The organism is Streptomyces sp. NPDC004752, from assembly GCF_053601275.1.
Genome location: NZ_JBSGBN010000155.1, coordinates 1 through 21,547, shown reverse-complemented (window position 1 = coordinate 21,547; position 21,547 = coordinate 1). Strand labels below are relative to the sequence as shown.

Genomic DNA, 21,547 nt, shown 5'->3' with positions numbered 1-21,547 from the left:
GACGGCCTGCCCGCCCCCGGCGCGGCGAACGGCGGACCCCTTGGCTTCGCGGGGAGCGAAGCCCCGGGGTCCGCAGGTGACGGCACCCCCGACTTCGCGCACCAGGGATTCCAGGGCTTCGAATCCGCCACCGACGACGACACCTCGGCCACCGGGTTCGACCCGGCCACCGTATTCGGGAGGGACGGAACCGACTGGGCGGACCGCGGGCGCGAGGCAGACATCCCGTGGCCGCCCGGCAATCGCACCGCACCGGGCGACTACGTTTCCCCCAAGGACCTCTCCGACCTCGCCTCCCCGGGGCACGGCGGCCCCCGAGGCGGCCCGGCCCTGCCGTACGGCGCCGGATACGGCGACCGCCGCACCCGTGTCTCCGCCGCCGACTCCCGGGCGGTCGTCCTCGCCGCGGCCGACCCGGCGAACGCCTACGGCTCGGCCCTCCCCTGGCCCGAGCCGCCGACCGGGGCGGGGCACAAGCCGGGCCGCAAGGCGGGTTCGCTGGTGGTGCTGGTGGACGGAGAGCTGACGCTCTACATGGAGCGCGGCGGCAAATCCCTGCTGGCCTGGCCCGCCGCCGCGGACACCGAGCCCGCCGACGACCCCCGCCTGCGGGCCGCCGCGGACGCCCTGGCCGCCGCCGCCCGCGCGGGCGCCCTCGGCACGGTCACGGTGGAGCGCGTGAACGGCGGCGCGGCGCTCACCTCGCCCGTCGGCACTCTCCTGGAAGGAGCCGGTTTCGTGGCGACCCCGCGCGGCCTGCGCCTGAGAGCGTGATCCACGCACACCTCGGGCCCGCGGCGTGATGCACACACACGCCAGGCCAAGCAAGGCCAGGCCATGATCCACGCACAAGCACGGGCCCAGGCAGAGGAACAGGCAGTCGCAGGCAGACGCGCCGACGGAAGCAGACCCGTCGTGCCACCCTTGACCCATGCCCGAAGGTGACACGGTCTGGCAGGCCGCGAGGCGGCTGCACGGCGCGCTCGCGGGCCGGGTACTGACCCGCAGCGACCTGCGGGTGCCCAGGTACGCCACGGTCGATCTCACCGGGCGCACGGTCCTGGACGTCACCCCGCGCGGCAAACACCTGCTCACCCGCGTCGAGGGCGGTCTCACGCTGCACACGCACCTGCGCATGGACGGCGCCTGGAAGGTGTACGGCGACGGCGAACGCTGGAGCGGCGGGCCGGCGCACCAGATCCGCGTCATCCTGGGCACCGGGGAGCACACCGCGGTGGGCTACCGCCTGCCGGTCCTGGAGCTGCTGCGCAGCACCGAGGAGTCCCGCGTCGTGGGCCACCTCGGCCCCGATCTGCTCGGTCCCGGCTGGGACCCGCAAGCAGCCCTCGCCAACCTCCTCGCGGACCCCGCCCGGCCCCTCGGCGAGGCCCTGCTCGACCAGCGCAACCTCGCGGGCATCGGCAATGTCTACAAGAGTGAACTCTGCTTCCTGCTCGGCGTCACCCCGTGGCTGCCGGTCGGCGCCCTGCCCGCCGACCGCGCCGCGAAGCTGCCCGCCCTCGCCAAGCGGCTCCTGGAGGCCAACCGCGACCGGCCGGTCCGCACCACCACGGGCCGACGCGGTCAGGACCTGTTCGTCTACGGCCGCGCGCCCCGCCCCTGTCTGCGCTGCCGCACCCAGGTCCGGGTGGCCGACCAGGACGACGGCTCACGGGAGCGGCCCACGTACTGGTGCCCGAACTGCCAACAGGGCCCCGCACCCGCACCCGGTTCCGCGCAGCCCCGCGGAATCCGCCCTCGCAACTCAAACTGACGATCCGTCAGAAACGTTCGTACGGTCCCTTCATGACCGTCGACGGCGCAGCGAAGGCGGCCGTGGCGCAGCTCACGAACGTACGCCCTCACCGGACGCACCGCATTTGTCACCGGCGCCGCGAGCGGCATCGGCCGGGCCTGTGCCGTGCTGCTCGCCGAGGCGGGCGCGACCGTGCCCTGCGCCGACCGGGACGCGGCCGGCCCGGACGAGACAGCGGCCCTCGTCGCAGTGCGGGGCGGCACCGCCCGCACCCATCGGCTGAACGTCACCGACCGGGCCGGGCTGCGGCAGGCTGTACGGCCCTGCGAACGCCTGGACGTGCTGGCCGGCGATCGCCGGGATCATGCACAGCAGTCCGGTCCTGGAGACCCGCGACAAGCACCTCGACCGGGTGTTGAACGTCAACTTCAAGGACGTGCTGTACGCCTGCCAGGAGACGGCTCGGCTGATGCCCGACCGCGGCTCGGGGGGCAGCATCGTCACCGTGGCCTCGGGCGCCGTCGACACCGGTGGCCCCGGGCTGCTCTGCTACGGCGCGGCAAAGGTGGCCGTGGTGCAGCTCACGAAGACGCCGGCGACCAAGGTCGGGCCGCACGGCATCCGGGCGGGCGCGGTCGCCCCGGGCTGGATCCGCACACCGATGACCGCCCGCCACGACGCCACGACGCCGCGGCGCAGGCACGCACGGCGGCCCTGATGACCCACGTGTCGCCCAAGTCGCGGCTGGGCCGGGTCGGCGAGCAGGAGGACGTCGCGCACGCCGTGCTGTACCTGGCGTCCGACGCGTCGTCGTTCACGACGGGCCAGATCCTGCGTCCGAACGGGGGAGTCGCGATGCCCTGGTGATCTCGCCCGCCCGCCAGGCGGTCACCCAGCGCTCCGGCCCGACGGCGCCCGTGGCACACGCCTTCGGCATGCAGTGCACGGGCAGCAGGCTCAGCCCCCACCCACCGGCCGCGACGGCGCTCTCCAGCGCCCCCACATCCGCCCCCAGCACGATCCGCACGACGGCCCACGACCACACCGCCCCGAGCCCCAGAGTCATCCCCCAGCGCACTGCCCGCCGCACCATGGCCGTCACCTCCAGCCGGACGCTAGAACGCCGCCTCACCCGCCGTGGAGGAGCAGCGACGGCATCGACGGCTCACCGATGCGGCACCGGACCGCGCACGGGCGGCCTCCGGGCGAACGGGCGCCGCCGAGTGGCCCGTCACCCGTTCTCCGCCTGGAACATCCAGTGATGCTTCTCCAGATCCGCCGTGATCCCGATGAGGATGTCCTGGGTCACCGGGTCCGGCTCCCCGGTCGCGGCCACCCGCTCCCGCATCCGCGTGATCACCGCGGCCAGCGCGTCCACGATCGTGCCCACCGCGTCCGCGTCCCTGACCCAGCCGTCGGGCGTCACACCGATGCCGCTGCCGGTGGCCACCGTCGCGGCGCGCCCGTCCGGCGGCACGCCCAGCGTGGCCGCCCGCTCGGCCACGGTGTCCGAGTGGGTGCGCGCGGTGGCGACGACATCGTCGAGCTGGAGATGGATGGACCGGAAGCGAGGGCCGACGATGTTCCAGTGAATCTGCTTGGCGACCAGCGAGAGGTCCAGCAGATCGACGAGGGCTCCCTGCAGCGCCTCGGCCACGGTCTTGAGGTCCGCGTCGTCGGACAGCGGGCTTTTGACGACGTACATCCAAAGCCTCCGTTGGTTCACCCGGTCTCGTACTTCCACCATGACCGCCCCGCCCGGTACCGGCAAATGGACGCATGGTGAACTGCGACGCGCCAGGGGCCGCGGCCTGCCCGCAGCACTGAGGCCCCGGCCGCGCCCCGCCGGGTCTCCCCGGAGGGGCCCCGGCCGGGGCCTCACACGTGTCGCGTTACAGGGCCGTGCGCGTGACGGTCACGCGGCGACCACGTCCACCGCCTCGGCGGGCGCCTTGATGGTCACCCGTTCCGGTGGCACACCCGTCACCGAGACGGAGCCCAGCATCGGACGGACCGGCGTGGGCACGGACTCGGTGACCGCGGCAGACCGAGCCAGCTCGGCGAGGGCGAGTTCGTCGCTCACTTCCCGCATGAGCTCGGACATCCGTACGTCCAGCGCGTCGCAGATGGCGGAGAGCAGTTCGGAGGAAGCCTCCTTCTGCCCCCGCTCCACCTCGGAGAGATAGCCGAGTGAGACTCGGGCGGACGAGGAGACTTCGCGCAGAGTACGGCCCTGGCGTTGGCGCTGCCGACGCAGCACGTCACCCAGCAGGCGACGGAGCAGAATCATCGGTGGCTCCCTCCTCGGACCGCGTAGCCGCATCCTTCTCGCCCCACCGTACCGCCTCGCGCCGCGGCCGTGCGGGGAGCGATGTCGTGTTCACTCAGGGCTGCAAACATCAAAACCCCCCGTTCTGTTCCGTATCCTGTGCCCGCTCGTTCCCGGTCTGTTCGCCCGCAAGCTCCTTCAAGAGCAGTGCGAGTACGCTCCGTACACTCTCCATACGGATTTCCGCACGCAGGCCGTTCAACCGCAGGGCCTCCACTTTTCCGCCACCGGCAGAACCGGCCCCCGGCCCGAGTGGGCCGTCGACGGCGACGAACACCGTGCCCACCGGCCGGCCGTCCTGCGGCTCGGGCCCGGCCACACCGGTCGTCGCGATGCCCCAGTCGGCACCGAGTGCCTTACGCACTCCGGCCGCCATCTGCACCGCGACCTGCGGATCCACCGCTCCAGTGCGGGCCAGCAGGGCGGCGTCGACGTCCAGCAGCCGGTGCTTGAGATCGGTGGCGTAGGCGGTGACCGAACCGCGAAATGCCTGTGAGGCCCCGGCAACCGCGGTGATCTCCGCCGCGACCAGACCGCCCGTGAGCGACTCCGCGACGGCGAGCGTCTCGCCTCTCACCGTGAGTAGTCGCACCACTTCGGCAGCACCGGAATTCACGCTTCCGACTCCTCCGACACCACTGCCCGCTCGGCCATGCCCCGTCTGCGCAGCACAATGGCCTGTCTCACATAGTCGAGGCCGGTCACGACGGTCAGCACGACCGCCGCCGCCATCACCCAGAACCTCAGTGTGGCCAGCCAGCCCGTCAGCGCCAGCACATACATCCCCACGGCCACGCCCTGGGTGAGCGTCTTGACCTTGCCACCGCGGCTCGCGGGAATGACGCCGTACCGGATGACGAGGAAACGCAGCAGGGTGACGCCCAGTTCCCGGCCCAGGATGACGACCGTCACCCACCACGGCAGGTCGCCGAGGGCCGAGAGACAGATCAGCGCCGCCCCCATGATCGCCTTGTCGGCGATGGGGTCGGCGATCTTCCCGAAGTCGGTGACCAGGTCGTAGGTGCGCGCCAGATGGCCGTCGAACAGGTCCGTGATCATGGCGATGGCGAACGCGGCCCAGGCGAGCGAGCGCCACGCCGGGTCATAGCCGCCGCCGGCCAGCATGAGCGCCACGAAACCGGGGACGAGGAGCAGCCGGAGCATCGTCAGCAGATTGGCGACATTCCAGACGCTGGCCTGGTCGACGGCCGCCGCCGCCAGCTTCCCGGTGCGCGCGGGCCTCGTCGCGCCCTGGGCGCCGGAGACCGCCGCGCCCGCCGCTCCTTCGGCGGCGGAGCCCGGGGCCCCCTGCGCGCCGGAGGAGCCGCCCGCAGCGGATGCCGGGACTCCCGTCATCTGCCCGCCTCCTCACTACACGCGAGCGAGCCCTGCAGCGGCTCGGCCACCAGGTCGACACCTTCCGTACCGATCACCTTCGCCTCGACCATACGACCGACGCTCAGGCCCGCGCCGCTCGTGAGCAGGACCTGCCCGTCCGTCTCCGGCGCCTGGTGTGCGCCGCGGCCGTACACCCCGCCCTCGGTGTCGTCGCCGTCGTCGTCCTGTCCGACGGACTCGACCAGCACGTGCACAGTCTCGCCCAGGCGCTCCTCGGCCCGCTGCGAGACGAGTTCCTCGGCCAGCCGGGACACCTGCGCGAGCCGCTCGGCCACGACGTCCTCGTCCAGCTTGCCGTCGTACGTCGCCGCCTCCGTGCCCTCCTCGTCGGAGTAGCCGAAGACGCCGATGGCGTCCAGCCGGGCGTGGTTCAGGAAGCGTTCGAGCTCGGCGAGGTCGGCCTCCGTCTCGCCGGGGAAACCGACGATGAAGTTGGAGCGCACGCCGGCCTGTGGGGCCTTGGACCGGATGGTGTCGAGCAGTTCCAGGAAGCGGTCGGTGTCGCCGAACCGGCGCATCGCGCGCAGCACGCCGGGCGCGGTGTGCTGGAAGGACAGGTCGAAGTAGGGGGCGACCTTCGGGGTGGCGGTCAGCACGTCGATCAGCCCCGGGCGCATCTCGGCCGGCTGGAGGTAGCTGACCCGTACCCGCTCGATGCCGTCGACCTCGGACAGCTCGGGCAGCAGTGACTCCAGGAGGCGGATGTCGCCCAGGTCCTTGCCGTACGAGGTGTTGTTCTCGGAGACCAGCATGATCTCCTTGACGCCCTGCTCGGCCAGCCACCGCGTCTCGTTCAGCACGTCGCTCGGGCGGCGGGAGATGAAGGAGCCGCGGAAGGAGGGGATGGCGCAGAAGGAGCAGCGCCGGTCGCAGCCGGAGGCGAGCTTGACCGAGGCGACCGGGGATCCGTCCAGGCGGCGGCGCAGAGGCGCACGCGGCCCCGACGCCGGGGCGACACCCTCGGGCAGGTCCGTGGGGCCGTGCCCCGGCAGGGCGACCGAGGCGGCCGACCCCTGGCGCTCGGCGGGACTGATCGGCAGCAGCTTGCGCCGGTCACGCGGGGTGTGCGCGACATGGATGCCGCCGCTCAGGATCGTCTGCAGCCGGTCGGAGATGCTCGCGTAGTCGTCAAAACCGAGCACGCCGTCGGCCTCGGGGAGGGCCTCGGCCAGTTCTCTGCCGTACCGCTCGGCCATGCAGCCCACCGCCACGACGGCCTGCGTTCTGCCCTGCCCCTTGAGGTCGTTGGCCTCCAGGAGGGCGTCGACGGAGTCCTTCTTCGCGGCCTCGACGAAGCCACAGGTGTTGACCACGGCGACATCCGCGTCCGTGGCGTCCTCGACGAGCTGCCAGCCGTCCGCCTCCAAGCGGCCTGCGAGCTCCTCCGAGTCCACCTCGTTACGGGCGCAGCCGAGTGTGACGAGTGCGACGGTACGGCGTTCAGGCATGCGCTCAAGACTACTTCGTCTCACTGACAGCCCCCGTCGACGGGGTTGGCGATCACGGCCGACCCCGTCGCCGGTAAGCCCCCGGTGTCCGTCTATCCGACCTCGGGGTCACCCTTGGTGTACGTGAGGCGCTCCACGGCGCCCGGCTGGAAGTCGTCCTGGATCTTCTTGCCGTTGACATAGAGCTGGATCGCCCCGGCGTCACCGAGGATGAGGTTGATCTTCGAGCTGTCCTGGAAGGTCTTGGAATCGCCCTTCTCCAGGAGTCCGTCGAAGAGCATCCGGCCGTTGTGGTCCTTGGCCGAGATCCAACTGCGTCCGTCGACGGCGCTCACCTGGACGGTCACCTTGTCCTGCGGGGCGGCTGCGATGGCGCTGTCGGACGGCGCGGGCGTCTGGTCGGTGGGCTTGGTGTGTGTCGGTTTCGGTGCGGCGGGCTTGCTGGTCGCGGGCGTGGCACCCTCGGCGACCTGCGCCTTGTCGTCGTTCCCGCTGTCGCCTCCCTTGAACGCGGTGAAGCCGACGAAGCCGACCACGGCGACGATCGCGGCGACCATGGCGGCGGTCCAGTTGGGGCCGCGCCGCTCGGGGCGGATACGTTCCGCCTCGAAGAGCGGGGCGGCCGGGGTGGGCGCGGGCCGCCCGCCGTGCTCGATGTCGTACTGCGCGATGAGCGGGGCGGGATCTAGGTGTACGGCCTTGGCCAGGTTCCTGATGTGCCCGCGGGCGTACACGTCTCCGCCGCACGGGCCGAAGTCGTCCGCCTCGATGGCGTGCACGATGGCGATACGGACGCGCGTGGCGCTGCTGACGTCGTCGACGGTCAGCCCGGCCGCGATGCGCGCCTGCTGGAGAGCGCGGCCGACAGAGACTCGGGATTCCTCGGACACGGCTGGGAACGGACGCTCGTCTTCAGGGGAGTTGCCGATGGACACGGGGGCGCCTTTCGAGCGTGTAGCCACCTGTGCTGGAAGTTCAGTCTAGGGGGGGTGCGAAAGGGTGGGGCAACCGGGCGGTACGACTTTGTACGCCATCGGAATGGCCGGTCATCCCGACGACGGGCCAGGCCCGGACCCGCTCCGGGATCCGTGCCTGCCCACTCGCTCAACTTGACGTATGTGAAAGGGAAACGGTTGCGCGCCGGTCTCTAACAGGTGGATCACGCAACTGCCTCCACCCGGCTCGGTCCGACCGCCGAACGGCCCGTCCTCAACCGTCGGACTCCCCGCGTATCACGGCGAGCACGCCGTCGAGTTCGTCGGGTTTCACCAGAACGTCACGGGCCTTGGATCCCTCGCTGGGCCCGACGACGCCGCGGGACTCCATGAGGTCCATGAGCCGGCCCGCCTTGGCGAACCCGACGCGCAGCTTGCGCTGCAGCATCGACGTCGATCCGAACTGTGTGGAGACGACGAGTTCGGCCGCCTGGCACAGCAGATCAAGGTCGTCGCCGATGTCCTCGTCGATCTCCTTCTTCTGTTTGGTGCCGACGGTGACGTCGTCCCGGAAGACGGGCGTCATCTGCTCCTTGCAGTGCCGGACGACGGCCGCGACCTCCTCCTCGGTCACGAACGCGCCCTGCATACGGGTCGGCTTGTTCGCGCCCATCGGCAGGAACAGCCCGTCGCCCTTGCCGATCAGCTTCTCGGCCCCGGGCTGGTCGAGGATGACCCGCGAGTCGGCGAGCGAGGAGGTGGCGAACGCGAGCCGGGATGGCACGTTCGCCTTGATCAGACCGGTGACCACGTCGACCGACGGGCGCTGGGTGGCGAGCACCAGGTGGATGCCGGCCGCGCGCGCGAGCTGCGTGATGCGCACGATCGAGTCCTCCACGTCGCGCGGCGCGACCATCATCAGGTCGGCCAGCTCGTCGACGATGACCAGCAGGTACGGGTACGGCTGGAGTTCCCGCTCGCTGCCCTCCGGCGGCTTCGCCCTGCCGCTCCGCACGGCCTCGTTGAAGTCGTCGATGTGCCGGTAGCCGTAGGCGGCCAGGTCGTCGTAGCGCAGGTCCATCTCGCGGACCACCCACTGGAGCGCCTCGGCCGCCCGCTTGGGGTTGGTGATGATCGGCGTGATCAGGTGCGGGATGCCTTCGTAGGCGGTCAGCTCGACCCGCTTGGGGTCGACCAGGACCATGCGCACCTCCTCGGGGGTCGCGCGCATCATGATCGACGTGATCAGGCAGTTGATGCAGGACGACTTGCCGGAGCCGGTGGCGCCCGCGACGAGCACATGCGGCATCTTGGCGACGTTCGCCATCACATAGCCGCCCTCGACGTCCTTGCCGAGCGCGACCAGCATCGGGTGGTCGTCCTCGGCGGCGTCCGCGAGGCGCAGCACATCACCGAGGTTGACCATCTCCCGGTCGGTGTTCGGGATCTCGATGCCGACCGCGGACTTGCCGGGGATGGGGCTGATGATCCGCACGTCGGGGCTGGCGACGGCGTACGCGATGTTCTTGGTGAGCGCGGTGATCCGCTCGACCTTGACGGCGGGGCCCAGCTCGACCTCGTAGCGGGTGACCGTCGGGCCGCGGGTGAAGCCGGTGACGGCCGCGTCGACCTTGAACTCGGTGAAGACGTTGGTGAGCGAGGCGACGACCGCGTCGTTGGCCGCGCTGCGTGCCTTGCCCGGACCGCCGCGCTCCAACAGGTCGAGCGAGGGCAGGGAGTAGGTGATGTCGCCGGACAGCTGGAGCTGTTCCGCGCGCGGGGGCAGGTCGCGGATCTCCTCGGGGGCCGCCTTGGTCAGGTCGGGCACGACCGCGTCGGTCTTCAGCCTCTCCTGCTTGGGGCGCGCGGCCGGGACGGGGGTCGGGACCGGCGTCGGCGTGGTCTCCTCGCGGTCGCCCACGCTCACGCCCTGGGTGAGGTCGGCCACCAGCGGCGAGGGCGGCATGCCGTGCAGCACGGCGCCGTCGAGGTCGGCGGCGGCCGCCGCGGCGATGTCCACGGCGTCCAGCCGCCGGTCCATGGCCGGCTGCGGCACCGCGGAACGCCTGGGGCGGCCACGGCGCTTGGTGAGCGCCTCCTGCTCGGCCCCGTCGGGGTCGTACTCCGGAGAGGCGCCCTGGCGTCTGCGGGGGCGCGCGGGCAGGGCCTCGCGCCACTGTTCGTCGTAGCGCTCGTCGTCGGTGGGCCCCTCGCCCTCCGGGTCGTGCAGCACGCCGAGCCGTACACCGAGCGCCCGCAGCCGCTGCGGGACGGCGTTGACCGGGGTGGCCGTGACGACGAGCAGCCCGAAGATCGTGAGCAGCACGAGCAGCGGCACGGCCAGTACGTCAGTCATGGTGTACGAGAGCGGGGTCGCGGCCGCCCAGCCGATGAGACCGCCGGCATCCCTTATGGCCTGCATCCCGTCGCTGCGGGCGGGCGAGCCGCAGGCGATGTGGACCTGTCCGAGCACGCCGATGACCAGCGCGGACAGACCGATCACGATGCGGCCGTTGGCCTCGGGCTTCTCGGGATGGCGGACGAAGCGCACGGCGATCACCGCGAGCAGTATCGGCACGAGCAGGTCGAGCCGGCCGAAGGCGCCGGTCACCAGGATCTCGACGAGGTCACCGACCGGGCCGCGCAGATCGGCCCAGGTTCCGGCGGCGACGATCAGCGCGATACCGAACAGCAGCAGCGCGACGCCGTCCTTGCGGTGCGCCGGGTCGAGATTCTTCGCGCCCTGCCCTATCCCGCGGAAGACGGCGCCGACGGCGTGCGCGAGGCCCAGCCAGAGCGCGCGCACGAGCCGGTAGACGCCCCCGGTGGGACTGGGCGCCGGCTTGGGCGCCGGCTTCTTCGCCGCGGCCTTCTTGGCAGGGGCCTTCTTCGCGGGGGCCTTCTTCGCCGCGGCCTTCGCGGGAGCAGCCGCCTTCTTGGCGGGCTGCTTCTTGGCTGCGGAGGGACGTGAGGCCATGGAGGTGAGATTACCGGGAGAGGCGACAGCGGACACGCGTGCCCAGCGCTTCACCCGTTCGTGTCGCCCGTGCCGGGGCACGGAACTGACGCGCGCTCATGCCCAACTACGGGCCGGGCGGGCGTCAGTTCTGCGTGGGCAGCGACGGGGCACCGCTGCCGGCGCCGGGCTCCAGCGCGTCGAGTGCCCGGCGCAACCCCGTGAGTTTCCGTTCGAGATGGGCGGCCGTGGCCACCGCCGCCGCGTCCGCGGACTCGTCGTCCAGCTGCTTGGACAGTGCCTCGGCCTGCTCCTCGACGGCCGCGAGCCGCGCCGACAGCTCGGCGAGCAACCCCGCGGGCTCCTTGCCGGGGCCGACCGCGCCCTTGCCGCCGCCCTCCAACTGGAGCCGCAGCAGCGCCGCCTGCTCCCGCAGTTGGCAGTTTTTCATGTACAGCTCAACGAAAACCGAGACCTTCGCGCGCAGCACCCACGGGTCGAAGGGCTTGGAGATGTAGTCGACCGCGCCCGCCGCATACCCCCGGAAGGTGTGATGCGGGCCGTGGTTGATCGCGGTGAGGAAGATGATCGGGATGTCCCGGGTCCGCTCCCGCCGCTTGATGTGCGCGGCGGTCTCGAAACCGTCCATGCCCGGCATCTGGACATCCAGCAGAATGACCGCGAAGTCGTCCGTGAGCAGTGCTTTGAGCGCTTCCTCCCCGGACGATGCCCGCACCAGTGTCTGATCGAGCGCAGAGAGGATGGCCTCCAGCGCCAGCAGATTCTCCGGCCGGTCATCGACCAGGAGGATCTTGGCCTTCTGCACCATGGCCCGCCCTCCTCGCCCCGGCGGTACACCGGGCGCCGCCCCAGGGGACGACTCCCTATCGCCGCCCGTCCTTGTGCCGGTCATGGTAGCCGCACCCCGACCGCCGCCACACCCTGTCACCGCGATGTCACTGTGCACACAGCAAAAACGCGGCAGGGAACCGGAAGGTTCCCCGAAACCCACAGCATCACACCGTCTCCGCGTGCATCCACTGCCGCATCACCGTCAGCAGATGGTCCGGATCGACCGGCTTCGTGACGTAGTCGGACGCCCCCGACTCGATCGCCTTCTCCCGGTCGCCCTTCATCGCCTTCGCGGTCAGCGCGATGATCGGCAGCCCGGCGAACTGGGGCATCCGGCGGATCGCGGTGGTCGTCGCGTACCCGTCCATCTCGGGCATCATGATGTCCATCAGAACGACCGCCGCATCGTCGTGCTGCTCCAGGACCTCGATGCCCTCGCGGCCGTTCTCGGCGTACAGCACGGACAGGCCGTGCTGCTCCAGGACGCTGGTGAGGGCGAAGACATTGCGGATGTCGTCGTCGACGATCAGCACCTTCTCGCCCCCGAACCGCACCCCGCGGCGCGCCTGCGGGGCCGGTTCCTGCCCCACGGCCGTCCACTGCTCGGGCCGCTGTTCGATCGCCGGAGCACCCTTGCGACGGCGCCGGAAGAGGGCCGCGGCACCGTTCTGCGTCTCCTGGTACGACTTCACCTCGGCCGGCGTCTCGATCTCCGCACCGGACAGCTCGGACAGCGGCTGCTCGGAGGCGAGCAGGTCGCCCGCCGCCAGCGCGGGCGCCGACTGCTGATAGCCCTGGGGCGGCAGTTCGCTCGGGTGCAACGGCAAATACAGCGTGAACGTCGAGCCACGCCCGGGTTCACTTTGCGCGTGGATCTCGCCGCCGAGCAGCTGCGCGATCTCCCGCGAGATCGACAGCCCGAGGCCCGTGCCCCCGTACTTGCGGCTGGTCGTGCCGTCCGCCTGCTTGAACGCCTCGAAGATGACCCGCATCTTGCTGGCCGCGATACCGATCCCGGTGTCGGTCACCGAGAACGCGATCAGCGCCGCGTCCGGGTCGGTGAGCGAACCTGCCTCCAGCAGCTGCTCCCGGACGCCCACCGGAACGTCCGTGCCGGCCGGCCTGATCACCAGCTCGACCGATCCGGAGTCGGTGAACTTCACCGCGTTCGACAGCAGGTTCCGCAGCACCTGAAGGAGACGCTGCTCGTCCGTGTGGAGCGTGGCCGGCAGCTCCGGGGAGACCCGTACGGACAGGTCGAGCCCCTTCTCCGCGGTCAGCGGGCGGAAGGTGGCCTCCACGTAGTCCACCAGCTGGACGAGGGCGATGCGCGTCGGCGAGACGTCCATCTTGCCCGCCTCGACCTTCGACAGGTCCAGGATGTCGTTGATCAGCTGGAGCAGATCGGAACCGGCCCCGTGGATCGTCTCGGCGAACTCGACCTGCTTCGGGGTGAGGTTGGAGTCGGCGTTGTCGGCGAGCAGCTTCGCCAGGATCAGCAGCGAGTTGAGCGGGGTGCGCAGCTCGTGCGACATGTTGGCCAGGAACTCGCTCTTGTAGCGCATGGAGACCGCGAGCTGCTCGGCGCGCTCTTCCAGGACCTGCCGCGCCTCCTCGATCTCGGTGTTCTTGACCTCGATGTCCCGGTTCTGCTGGGCGAGCAGCTCGGCCTTCTCCTCCAGTTCCGCGTTGGACACCTGAAGTGCCTTCTGCCGGTTCTCCAACTCGGCCGAACGTTCCCGCAGTTGCTCGGTCAGCTCCTGCGACTGCTTCAGCAGCACCTCGGTCTTGGTGTTCACGGAGATGGTGTTGACGCTGGTCGCGATCATCTCGGCGATCTGGTTGAGGAAGTCCTTCTGGATCTGCGTGAACGGCGTGAAGGACGCCAGCTCGATCACACCGAGCACCGTGCCCTCGAACAGCACCGGCAACACGATCACCTGCGCGGGCGGCGCCTCACCGAGCCCCGAGGAGATCTTCAGATAGCCGCTGGGCGCGTTCTCCACCAGGATCGTGCGCCTCTCCTGGGCGGCCGTCCCGATCAGCGCCTCACCGGGGCGGAACGACGTCGGCATGGAACCCATCGAGTAGCCGTACGAACCGAGCATGCGCAGCTCGTACGCGTCCTCGCTCTCGGCGTTCATGTCCTTGCCGTCGACCAGCGGCATCGCCAGGAAGAACGCGCCGTGCTGGGCGGAGACCACCGGCGTCAGCTCACTCATGATCAGCGAGGCGACGTCCTCCAGGTCGCGGCGGCCCTGCATCAGCGCGGAGATGCGCGCGAGGTTGCCCTTGAGCCAGTCCTGCTCCTTGTTGGCGATCGTGGTGTCGCGCAGGTTGGCGATCATCTTGTTGATGTAGTCCTGCAACTCCTGGATCTCGCCGGACGCGTCGACGTCGATCTTCAGGTTCAGGTCGCCCCGGGTCACCGCGGTCGCCACGCGCGCGATGGCGCGCACCTGCCGGGTCAGGTTCCCGGCCATCTCGTTCACGGACTCGGTCAGGTCGCGCCAGGTCCCGTCCACGTCACGCACGCGTGCCTGCCCGCCGAGCTGGCCCTCCGTGCCCACTTCGCGGGCCACCCGGGTGACCTCCTCGGCGAAGCTCGACAGCTGGTCGACCATGGTGTTGATCGTCGTCTTGAGTTCGAGGATCTCGCCCCGGGCGTCGATGTCGATCTTCTTCGTCAGGTCGCCCTTGGCGATGGCCGTCGTGACCATGGCGATGTTGCGCACCTGGCCGGTCAGGTTGGACGCCATCCCGTTCACCGACTCGGTGAGGTCCTTCCACGTGCCGGCCACGCCCGGGACGTGCGCCTGACCGCCGAGGATGCCGTCCGTGCCCACCTCACGGGCCACCTTGGTGACCTGGTCGGCGAACGAACTCAGCGTCTTGACCATCGTGTTGATGGTGTCGGCGAGCTGCGCCACCTCGCCGCGCGCCTCGATCGTCACCTGACGCGTCAGGTCGCCGTTGGCGACGGCCGCCGAGACCTGCGAGATGTTGCGCACCTGCATGGTCAGGTTGTTGGCCATCAGGTTCACGTTGTTGCTGAGGTCCTTCCAGATGCCCGTGACCCCCGGCACGTGCGCCTGGCCGCCGAGAATCCCCTCGGTGCCCACCTCGCGGGCCACCCGGGTCACCTGCTCGGCGAAGGACGACAACTGGTCGACCATGGTGTTGACCGTGGTGACGAGTTCGAGGATCTCGCCCTTCGCATCGACGGTGATCTTCTTCGACAGATCGCCCTTGGCGACCGCGGTGGTGACCTCGGCGATGTTGCGGACCTGGATGGTCAGGTTGTTCGCCATGAAGTTCACGGACTGCGTGAGGTCCTTCCAGGTGCCGGCGACCCCCTGGACCTCCGCCTGGCCGCCCAGCATGCCCTCGGTGCCCACCTCGCGCGCGACGCGCGTGACCTCCTCGGCGAACGACGACAGCTGGTCGACCATCGTGTTCAGGGTGTTCTTCAGCTCCTGGATCTCGCCCCGCGCGTCCACGGCGATCTTCTGGGAGAGGTCGCCCCGCGCCACCGCCGTGGCCACCTGGGCGATGTTGCGGACCTGGGCGGTGAGGTTGCCGGCCATGCCGTTCACGGAGTCGGTCAGGTCGCGCCACACGCCCGCCACGCCGGGCACCTGCGCCTGCCCGCCGAGCCGCCCCTCGGTGCCCACCTCCCGGGCCACCTTGGTCACCTGGTCGGCGAAGGCGGAGAGCTGGTCGACCATCGTGTTGATGGTGTTCTTCAGCTCCAGGATCTCCCCGCGCGCGTCGACGTCGATCTTCTGGGACAGGTCGCCCCGCGCCACCGCCGTCGTCACCTGGGCGATCTGCCGCACCTGGGAGGTCAGATTGCCCGCCATGAAGTTGACGGAGTCCGTCAGCTCCTTCCAGGTGCCCGAGACGCCGTCCACCTGGGCCTGACCGCCCAGACGGCCCTCCGTGCCCACGTCCCGGGCCATCCGGGTCACCTGGTCGGCGAAGCTGGACAGCTGGTCCACCATGGTGTTCACGGTGTTCTTCAACTGAAGCATCTCGCCGGAGACGTCGACCGTGACCTTCTGCGACAGATCACCGTTGGCCACCGCCGTCGTCACCTGGGCAATGTTGCGGACCTGACCGGTGAGGTTGCGGAACGCGGTGTTGACCGAGTCCGTCAGGTCCTTCCAGGTGCCCGCCGCGCCCGACACCTGCGCCTGCCCGCCCAGCTCGCCCTCGACCCCGACCTCCCGCGCCACCCGCGTGACCTCGGCACCGAACGCGGAGAGCTGGCCCACCATGCCGTTGACGGTGTTCTTCAGCTCCAGCATCTCGCCGGCCACGTCGACGGTGACCGTCTGCGACAGATCGCCGCTCGCCACCGCCGTCGTCACGGCGGCGATGTCCCGCACCTGGATGGTCAGGTTCCGGAACACCGTGTTGACCGAGTCCGTGAGGTCCTTCCAGGTCCCCGCGGCGCCCGGCACATTCGCCTGCCCGCCGAGCTGCCCCTCGGCACCGACCTCGTTGGCCACGCGCGTGACCTCGTCGGCGAAGATCCGCAGCGTCTCGGTCATCTGGTTGATCGTCTCGGCGAGCTGCGCGACCTCGCCGCGCGCCGGGACGGTCACCTTCTGCGACAGATCACCGTTGGCGACCGCCGTGGTGACCTGTGAGATTCCCCGCACCTGGGCGGTGAGGTTGCCCGCCATGGTGTTGACCGAGTCGGTGAGTTCCTTCCACACCCCGGCCACCCCGGGCACCTGCGCCTGACCCCCCAGGATGCCCTCGGTGCCGACCTCGCGCGCGACCCGCGTCACCTCGGACGAGAACGCGGACAGCTGCTCCACCATCGTGTTGACGGTGTTCTTCAGCTCCAGCATCTCGCCGGCCACATGGACGGTGACCTTGCGCGACAGATCACCGCGCGCGACCGCGGTGGTCACCAGGGCGATGTCCCGGACCTGCGCGGTGAGCCGGTTGGCCATCGTGTTGACGGACTCCGTCAGGTCCTTCCACGAACCGGACATTCCGCGCACCCGGGCCTGGCCGCCCAACTTGCCCTCGGTGCCCACCTCGCTGGCCACGCGCGTGACCTCGTCAGTGAACGTGGACAGCTGATCGACCAGATTGTTGACGGTCCGCCCGACCCGCAGGAACTCGCCGCGCAGCGGATGCCCGGTGCCGTCCGGCGCGTGCGTGCGCAGTTCCATACGCGGCGACAGGTCGCCCTCGGCCACCGCGGTCAGCACCCGGCCGACCTCGGAGACGGGCCGTACGAGATCGTCGACGAGCGCGTTGGAGGCGTCGATGGCGGCGGCCCAGGAACCCTCGCAGGCCCCCGTGTCCAGCCGCTCCGTGAGCTTCCCCTCCCGCCCCACCATGCGCCGCACCCGCGACAGCTCACCCGTCAGGTGCAGATTGCGGTCGGCCACCTCGTTGAAGACCGCGGCGATCTCGGGCATCACACCGTCGCCGGCCACCGTGAGCCGCTTCCGGAAGTTCCCGTCACGCATCGCGACGAGCGCCGCCAGCAGCCGGTTCAGGGCAGCGGTGTCCACCGTGGTGGTGCTCTGCCTTCCCAGGGAGCGTCCGCCTTTCGCGCGCGTCTTCGTGGCCCGCGTCGCTGCGCCAGACTCCACTGTGTCCCTCCCGCAGGGGTCGACCGTCACTGCTGTGCTCGGGTACTGCCGATCGGCATACCGGTTACACCGGCGTACCACTTACTGCTGCGTATTTCTTCCAGATGCGATCCGGCCACACCAAGGGCTGCTGCCCCCCGTGCACAGAACACACTCAGGCCGTCCGGACCTTCACAGGATGCTTGCCCAGTGTTTCACCCCTGCCGAACCAGGCCATAACAGTTCGGCAGCTTCGCACATCGTCCGCACACCCTGGGGGCGTAAAGACCGGCGACCGGCATCCGTCCGGACGGCGAAGGTAAGTAACCTTGCATGCGGCTGTCCAGCCGCACCGGTCCGTCCGGCCTGGGCGGTGGCACGAGAACGAGCGCGCATCGGAGGGGCGGCCGCACAACCATGACCACAGGACTGATCCCCGGGGGACAGCCCCCGGACCGGCCGAAGGGCACGCGGATGCCGCAGCAGCGGCGCGAGCAGGTCGGCCACGCAGCCCTGCCCGTCGACAACCGGCCGAGGAGTTCTGTGATCACCGCGCGCGCGGCCGCCAGCTTCGAGCCCGTCGGACGATCCGTCGCGACCGCCCGGTCCTTCGTCCGCGACACCCTCCAGGGCTGGGGCTTCGCCGGCGTCGTCGACGACGCCGTGGTCCTCACCAGCGAACTCGTCACCAACGCGGTGGTGCACGCGGGCACGCACGCCGACGTGCTGTGCCTGCGCACCGAGGACGGCGTCCGGATCGAGGTGGCCGACCGCTACCCGGAGCGCGAGGTGCCCATGCAGAGCGCCGCGGTCACCATGGGCAGCCCGGACCGTGAAGGCGGCCGCGGACTCCAGCTGTGCGCGGCCCTGGCCTCCCGCTGGGGCGTCGAGTACACGCCGACGCACAAGAACGTCTGGTTCCAACTCGACCTGCCCGAGCGCCCGGTCGGCACCCGCGCGGCCGGCCCGTCCCTGCCCGCCGCCCTCCTCCCGCTCGCCGACGGCCGGGTCCGCGTGGCGGTCGTCCAGATCGACCGCGAAGGCGCCGTCACGTCCTGGAACGAGGACGCGGAGGAACTCTTCGGCTACACCGCCGACCAGGTCACCGGCAAGCCCCTGACCGACCTCGCGGCCTGGCCGCACACGCCCGGCACCAGCACCGGCATCGTGGAGGCGCTGCGCCTGTCGCGCTGGGAGGGCAGCTACGGCATCCGCGGCGCCGACGGCCGAGTCACCCCGGTGTACGCCTCGCATCTGCGGGTACGCGACACCGGCGGCGAACCCTCCACGGTCTGCCTGCTGGTGCGGGACCACGAACGCGCCGTGCTGCAGACGCCGTTGCGCGTCCCGGTCTCCGACACTTCCCCGGTCTCCGACGGCCAGAGCACCGACCCCTTCGAGGTCTTCATCGGCTCCCCCGCCCCGGACGACCTCGACGGCCTCCTTCAGCGCACCGTGGAGCGCGCCCGCGACATGCTCGACGGCGACTCCGCCTTCCTGCTCCTTGCGACCGACGACGAAACGGAGTTGGAGGTCCGCGCCTCCACCGGCCTGCCGTCGGCCCGGCAGCGCTTCGCGCGGGTGCCCGTCGACGCGGGCCCCGGCCGGTATGGTTCGGCCCGCATGCCCGCCGTCCACGACGATCTCACGGCCGTGCCGGGCGCCGTACCGCTGCTGGCCGGCACCGGCATGCGCGCGGTGGTCACGGTCCCGCTCAAGGTGGAGGGCCGCCTCACGGGCTCCCTGGGCGTCGCCGCGGAGGCGCCCGGCAGATACTCCAACGAGGAGGCGCTGCGCCTGCAGTTCGCCGCCGACCGCATCGCCCTGGCCGTGGAATCGGCCCGCCTGGGCGAGCTGGAGCGGCTGCGCCGCGGCTCGCTGAGCTTCCTCGTGGAGGCATCCGATCTGCTGGCCGGCACCCTGGACCGGGACCAGACGCTGGCCCTGATGGCCCAGATGACGGTGCCCACGCTGGCCACCTGGTGCGCCGTCTACACCATCGCCGACCAGGCTTCGGACCCGTATCTGTCGTACGTCCTGCACGAGGACGAGGAACTCATCGACGGCATCAAGTCGTTGCTGTCGAAGATCCCGCCACCGGACCCGGTACCCACCCCGGGTGCCCGGGTCTGGACGACCCCCGGCGAGCTGGCCCACCAGGCGGCTCTGCGCACGTCCATGCGCAGCCTCGGTCTCACCGGCGGGCCGCCGCACCAGATCTCCGCCGGCATCGGCCCGACGCTCGCCACGGCGTCCGCGGTGGGCGGCGAGACGGTGGTCCTGCCGCTCGTCGCCCGCAACCGGGTCATCGGCATGCTGACCCTAGGCAAGCCGACCGACGAGCACTTCCGCCAGGAAATCCTGGAACTGGCCGAGGACTTGTCCCGCCGGGCCGCCCTGGCCCTGGACAACGCCAGGCTGTACTCGGAGCGCACGGCCATCAGCCAGGCCCTCCAGCGCAGCCTCCTGCCCCCGGGCACCCCGCACATCGAGGGCGTCGAGGTCGAGGTCATCTACCGCGCGGCCGGCGAGGGCAACGAGGTCGGCGGCGACTTCTACGACGTCTTCCCGATCAGCGACGGCGCCTACGGCTTCGCCATCGGCGACGTCTGCGGCACGGGCCCCAACGCGGCGGCCGTGACCGGGCTGGCCCGGCACGCGCTGCGCCTGCTGGCCCGCGAGGGCCTCAGCGGCCCCGCGGTCCTGGAACGCCTGAACTCGGCCATTCTCGACGAGGGCGCCCGCAGCCGGTTCCTGACGCTCCTGTACGGAGAGATGCGCCCGCAGGCGGACGGCAGCGCGGAGTTGAAGGTCGTGTGTGCCGGCCATCCGCTCCCGCTCCGGCTGCGCCAGGACGGCTCGGTGGACGCGGCGGCCGAGCCCCAGCCGCTCCTCGGCGTCATCGAGGATCTGGAGCTGTACGAGGAAACGGTCACCCTCGACCCGGGCGACGTGCTCCTCTGTGTCACGGACGGTGTCACCGAACGCCGGGAAGGCACACGCATGTTGGGCGACGACGGCCTCGCGGACGTCCTCACCACCTGCACGGGCCTGACCGCGGGCGCGGTCGCGGCCCGCATCATGCGCGCGGTGGAGCGCTTCGCGTCCGACGCGCCGTCCGACGACATGGCCATCCTGGCGATGCGCGTCCCGGAACTGCAGAAGGACTGAAGAACCGGACAAGAACCGAGGAACGAGAAAGGGCTCCACCCGATCGGGTGGAGCCCTTTCTCTAGGGAGCCCCCAAACGGAATCGAACCGTTGACCTTCTCCTTACCATGGAGACGCTCTACCGACTGAGCTATAGGGGCCGGTCGCCTTTTTGAGGTTTCCCTCGCGGCAACGGGTCAGAGCATACCCTGAATGGAGCCGTGCTCCCAAACTCGTTCAACGCGCGGTCAGAAGGCGGGCTGAAGCAGTCCGCCGAGCGCATTGCACGCGGAGACGATCCGCTGCATGTCCCGCTTCGTCAACGAGGCGTCCACGGGCAGCGCCAGGGTCTCTTCGGCGGCCCGCTCGGTCTCCGGCAGGGACACGCACCGACGGAACTCCGGCAGCCGATGCAGGGGCGTCTTGACCGGCACCCGGCACTCGACTCCCCTGGCCCGTACGGCACGTGCGAAGGCGTCCCGGTCCGGCCGGCCGTTCCCGGGGACGCGCACGACGTACTGCTGGAAGGTGTGCCCGTCACCGCCGTCCGGGGTGCGTACACCGCGCAGCTTGGCGTCGAGGTAGGCGGCCCGCTGCCGCCGTTGGGCGATCTCGTCGTACGGCACCTCGGACTCGGCCTGCTCCAGCACCAGGAGCCCGTGCCGCCGCCCTGTGCCGTGCAGCCGCGCCATGTCCGCCCGCCGCCCGAAGCGGTGTACGACAACGACCGCCGCGGTACGGGGGGTTATGGCCGCCTCGACGGCGGAGGCAGCCAGGCAGTACGTCACCGGGTCTATGTCGGCGAACACCGGGAGCGCACCGGCGAGAGTCACGGCTTCGGTGACTTCTATGTTCCCGAAGGCCGGCACGATGACCTCGTCACCGACTCCGACTCCGGCGGCCCTGAGCATCCCAGCAGTACCCATGTGCTGGATGCTGATCGCGCAACGTGAACGTCACGTTACGGCAAACGAAAAAGGGTTGGACCCCGAACCGAAGTTCAGGGCCCAACCCTTTTCAATAATTGCTCGGCGGTGTCCTACTCTCCCACAGGGTCCCCCCTGCAGTACCATCGGCGCTGTAAGGCTTAGCTTCCGGGTTCGGAATGTAACCGGGCGTTTCC

General features: G+C 70.5%; 12 protein-coding genes, 1 tRNA gene, 1 rRNA gene and 2 pseudogenes. 4 read left to right on the top strand and 12 right to left on the bottom strand.

What is annotated here, in order from left to right; genetic code table 11:
* From ACWEKM_RS40035 to ACWEKM_RS40025, 3 genes and pseudogenes are all read left to right on the top strand, one after another.
* A pseudogene (locus ACWEKM_RS40035) lies at window positions 1-774 on the top strand (DEAD/DEAH box helicase); the annotation flags it as partial.
* Between the two features lie 157 nt (window positions 775-931).
* Window positions 932-1,774: an Fpg/Nei family DNA glycosylase gene (locus tag ACWEKM_RS40030; RefSeq protein WP_451626216.1), complete on the top strand. Its 843-nt coding sequence runs from the start codon at window positions 932-934 to the stop codon at window positions 1,772-1,774.
* Between the two features lie 81 nt (window positions 1,775-1,855).
* A pseudogene (locus tag ACWEKM_RS40025) lies at window positions 1,856-2,623 on the top strand (SDR family NAD(P)-dependent oxidoreductase); the annotation flags it as partial.
* 364 nt (window positions 2,624-2,987) lie between these two features.
* Here ACWEKM_RS40025 and ACWEKM_RS40020 read toward each other — a convergent pair.
* The 9 genes from ACWEKM_RS40020 to ACWEKM_RS39980 form a co-directional block, all read right to left on the bottom strand.
* Window positions 2,988-3,461: a Dps family protein gene (locus tag ACWEKM_RS40020; RefSeq protein ID WP_451626215.1), complete on the bottom strand. Its 474-nt coding sequence runs from the start codon at window positions 3,459-3,461 to the stop codon at window positions 2,988-2,990.
* A 210-nt stretch (window positions 3,462-3,671) separates the two neighbouring features.
* Window positions 3,672-4,046, bottom strand: a complete 375-nt coding sequence (locus tag ACWEKM_RS40015) for a helix-turn-helix domain-containing protein (RefSeq protein ID WP_451626214.1) — start codon at window positions 4,044-4,046, stop codon at window positions 3,672-3,674.
* A gap of 109 nt (window positions 4,047-4,155) precedes the next feature.
* Window positions 4,156-4,701, bottom strand: a complete 546-nt coding sequence (locus ACWEKM_RS40010; RefSeq protein ID WP_451626213.1) for a CinA family protein — start codon at window positions 4,699-4,701, stop codon at window positions 4,156-4,158.
* Window positions 4,698-5,441, bottom strand: coding sequence for a CDP-diacylglycerol--glycerol-3-phosphate 3-phosphatidyltransferase (pgsA, locus tag ACWEKM_RS40005; protein ID WP_451626212.1), 744 nt, complete (start codon window positions 5,439-5,441; stop codon window positions 4,698-4,700). Before pgsA ends, ACWEKM_RS40010 begins: the two co-directional genes overlap by 4 nt.
* Window positions 5,438-6,931, bottom strand: coding sequence for a 30S ribosomal protein S12 methylthiotransferase RimO (rimO, locus tag ACWEKM_RS40000; protein WP_451626211.1), 1,494 nt, complete (start codon window positions 6,929-6,931; stop codon window positions 5,438-5,440). Before rimO ends, pgsA begins: the two co-directional genes overlap by 4 nt.
* A gap of 92 nt (window positions 6,932-7,023) precedes the next feature.
* Window positions 7,024-7,866 carry a helix-turn-helix domain-containing protein gene (locus ACWEKM_RS39995; RefSeq protein ID WP_451626210.1) on the bottom strand — a complete coding sequence of 281 codons (843 nt, stop codon included), beginning with the start codon at window positions 7,864-7,866 and terminating at the stop codon, window positions 7,024-7,026.
* Between the two features lie 274 nt (window positions 7,867-8,140).
* Entirely contained in the window at window positions 8,141-10,843 is a 2,703-nt protein-coding gene (locus tag ACWEKM_RS39990; RefSeq protein WP_451626209.1) for a DNA translocase FtsK, read from the bottom strand.
* A 124-nt stretch (window positions 10,844-10,967) separates the two neighbouring features.
* Entirely contained in the window at window positions 10,968-11,651 is a 684-nt protein-coding gene (locus ACWEKM_RS39985) for a response regulator (RefSeq protein ID WP_451626208.1), read from the bottom strand.
* 187 nt (window positions 11,652-11,838) lie between these two features.
* Entirely contained in the window at window positions 11,839-17,295 is a 5,457-nt protein-coding gene (locus ACWEKM_RS39980; protein WP_451626207.1) for a HAMP domain-containing protein, read from the bottom strand.
* Window positions 17,296-17,691: 396 nt separating this feature from the next.
* Here ACWEKM_RS39980 and ACWEKM_RS39975 point away from each other — a divergent pair, with 396 nt between their 5' ends.
* Entirely contained in the window at window positions 17,692-20,445 is a 2,754-nt protein-coding gene (locus ACWEKM_RS39975; RefSeq protein WP_451626206.1) for a SpoIIE family protein phosphatase, read from the top strand.
* A gap of 67 nt (window positions 20,446-20,512) precedes the next feature.
* On the opposite strand, the gene ACWEKM_RS39970 is transcribed toward ACWEKM_RS39975, so the two are convergent.
* The 3 genes from ACWEKM_RS39970 to rrf form a co-directional block, all read right to left on the bottom strand.
* Window positions 20,513-20,585: transfer RNA gene (locus ACWEKM_RS39970), tRNA-Thr, on the bottom strand.
* A gap of 87 nt (window positions 20,586-20,672) precedes the next feature.
* Complete coding sequence (locus tag ACWEKM_RS39965) at window positions 20,673-21,335, bottom strand: DegT/DnrJ/EryC1/StrS family aminotransferase (protein ID WP_451626217.1); 663 nt, start codon at window positions 21,333-21,335, stop codon at window positions 20,673-20,675.
* 115 nt (window positions 21,336-21,450) lie between these two features.
* A 5S ribosomal RNA gene (rrf, locus tag ACWEKM_RS39960) occupies window positions 21,451-21,547 on the bottom strand; the annotation flags it as partial.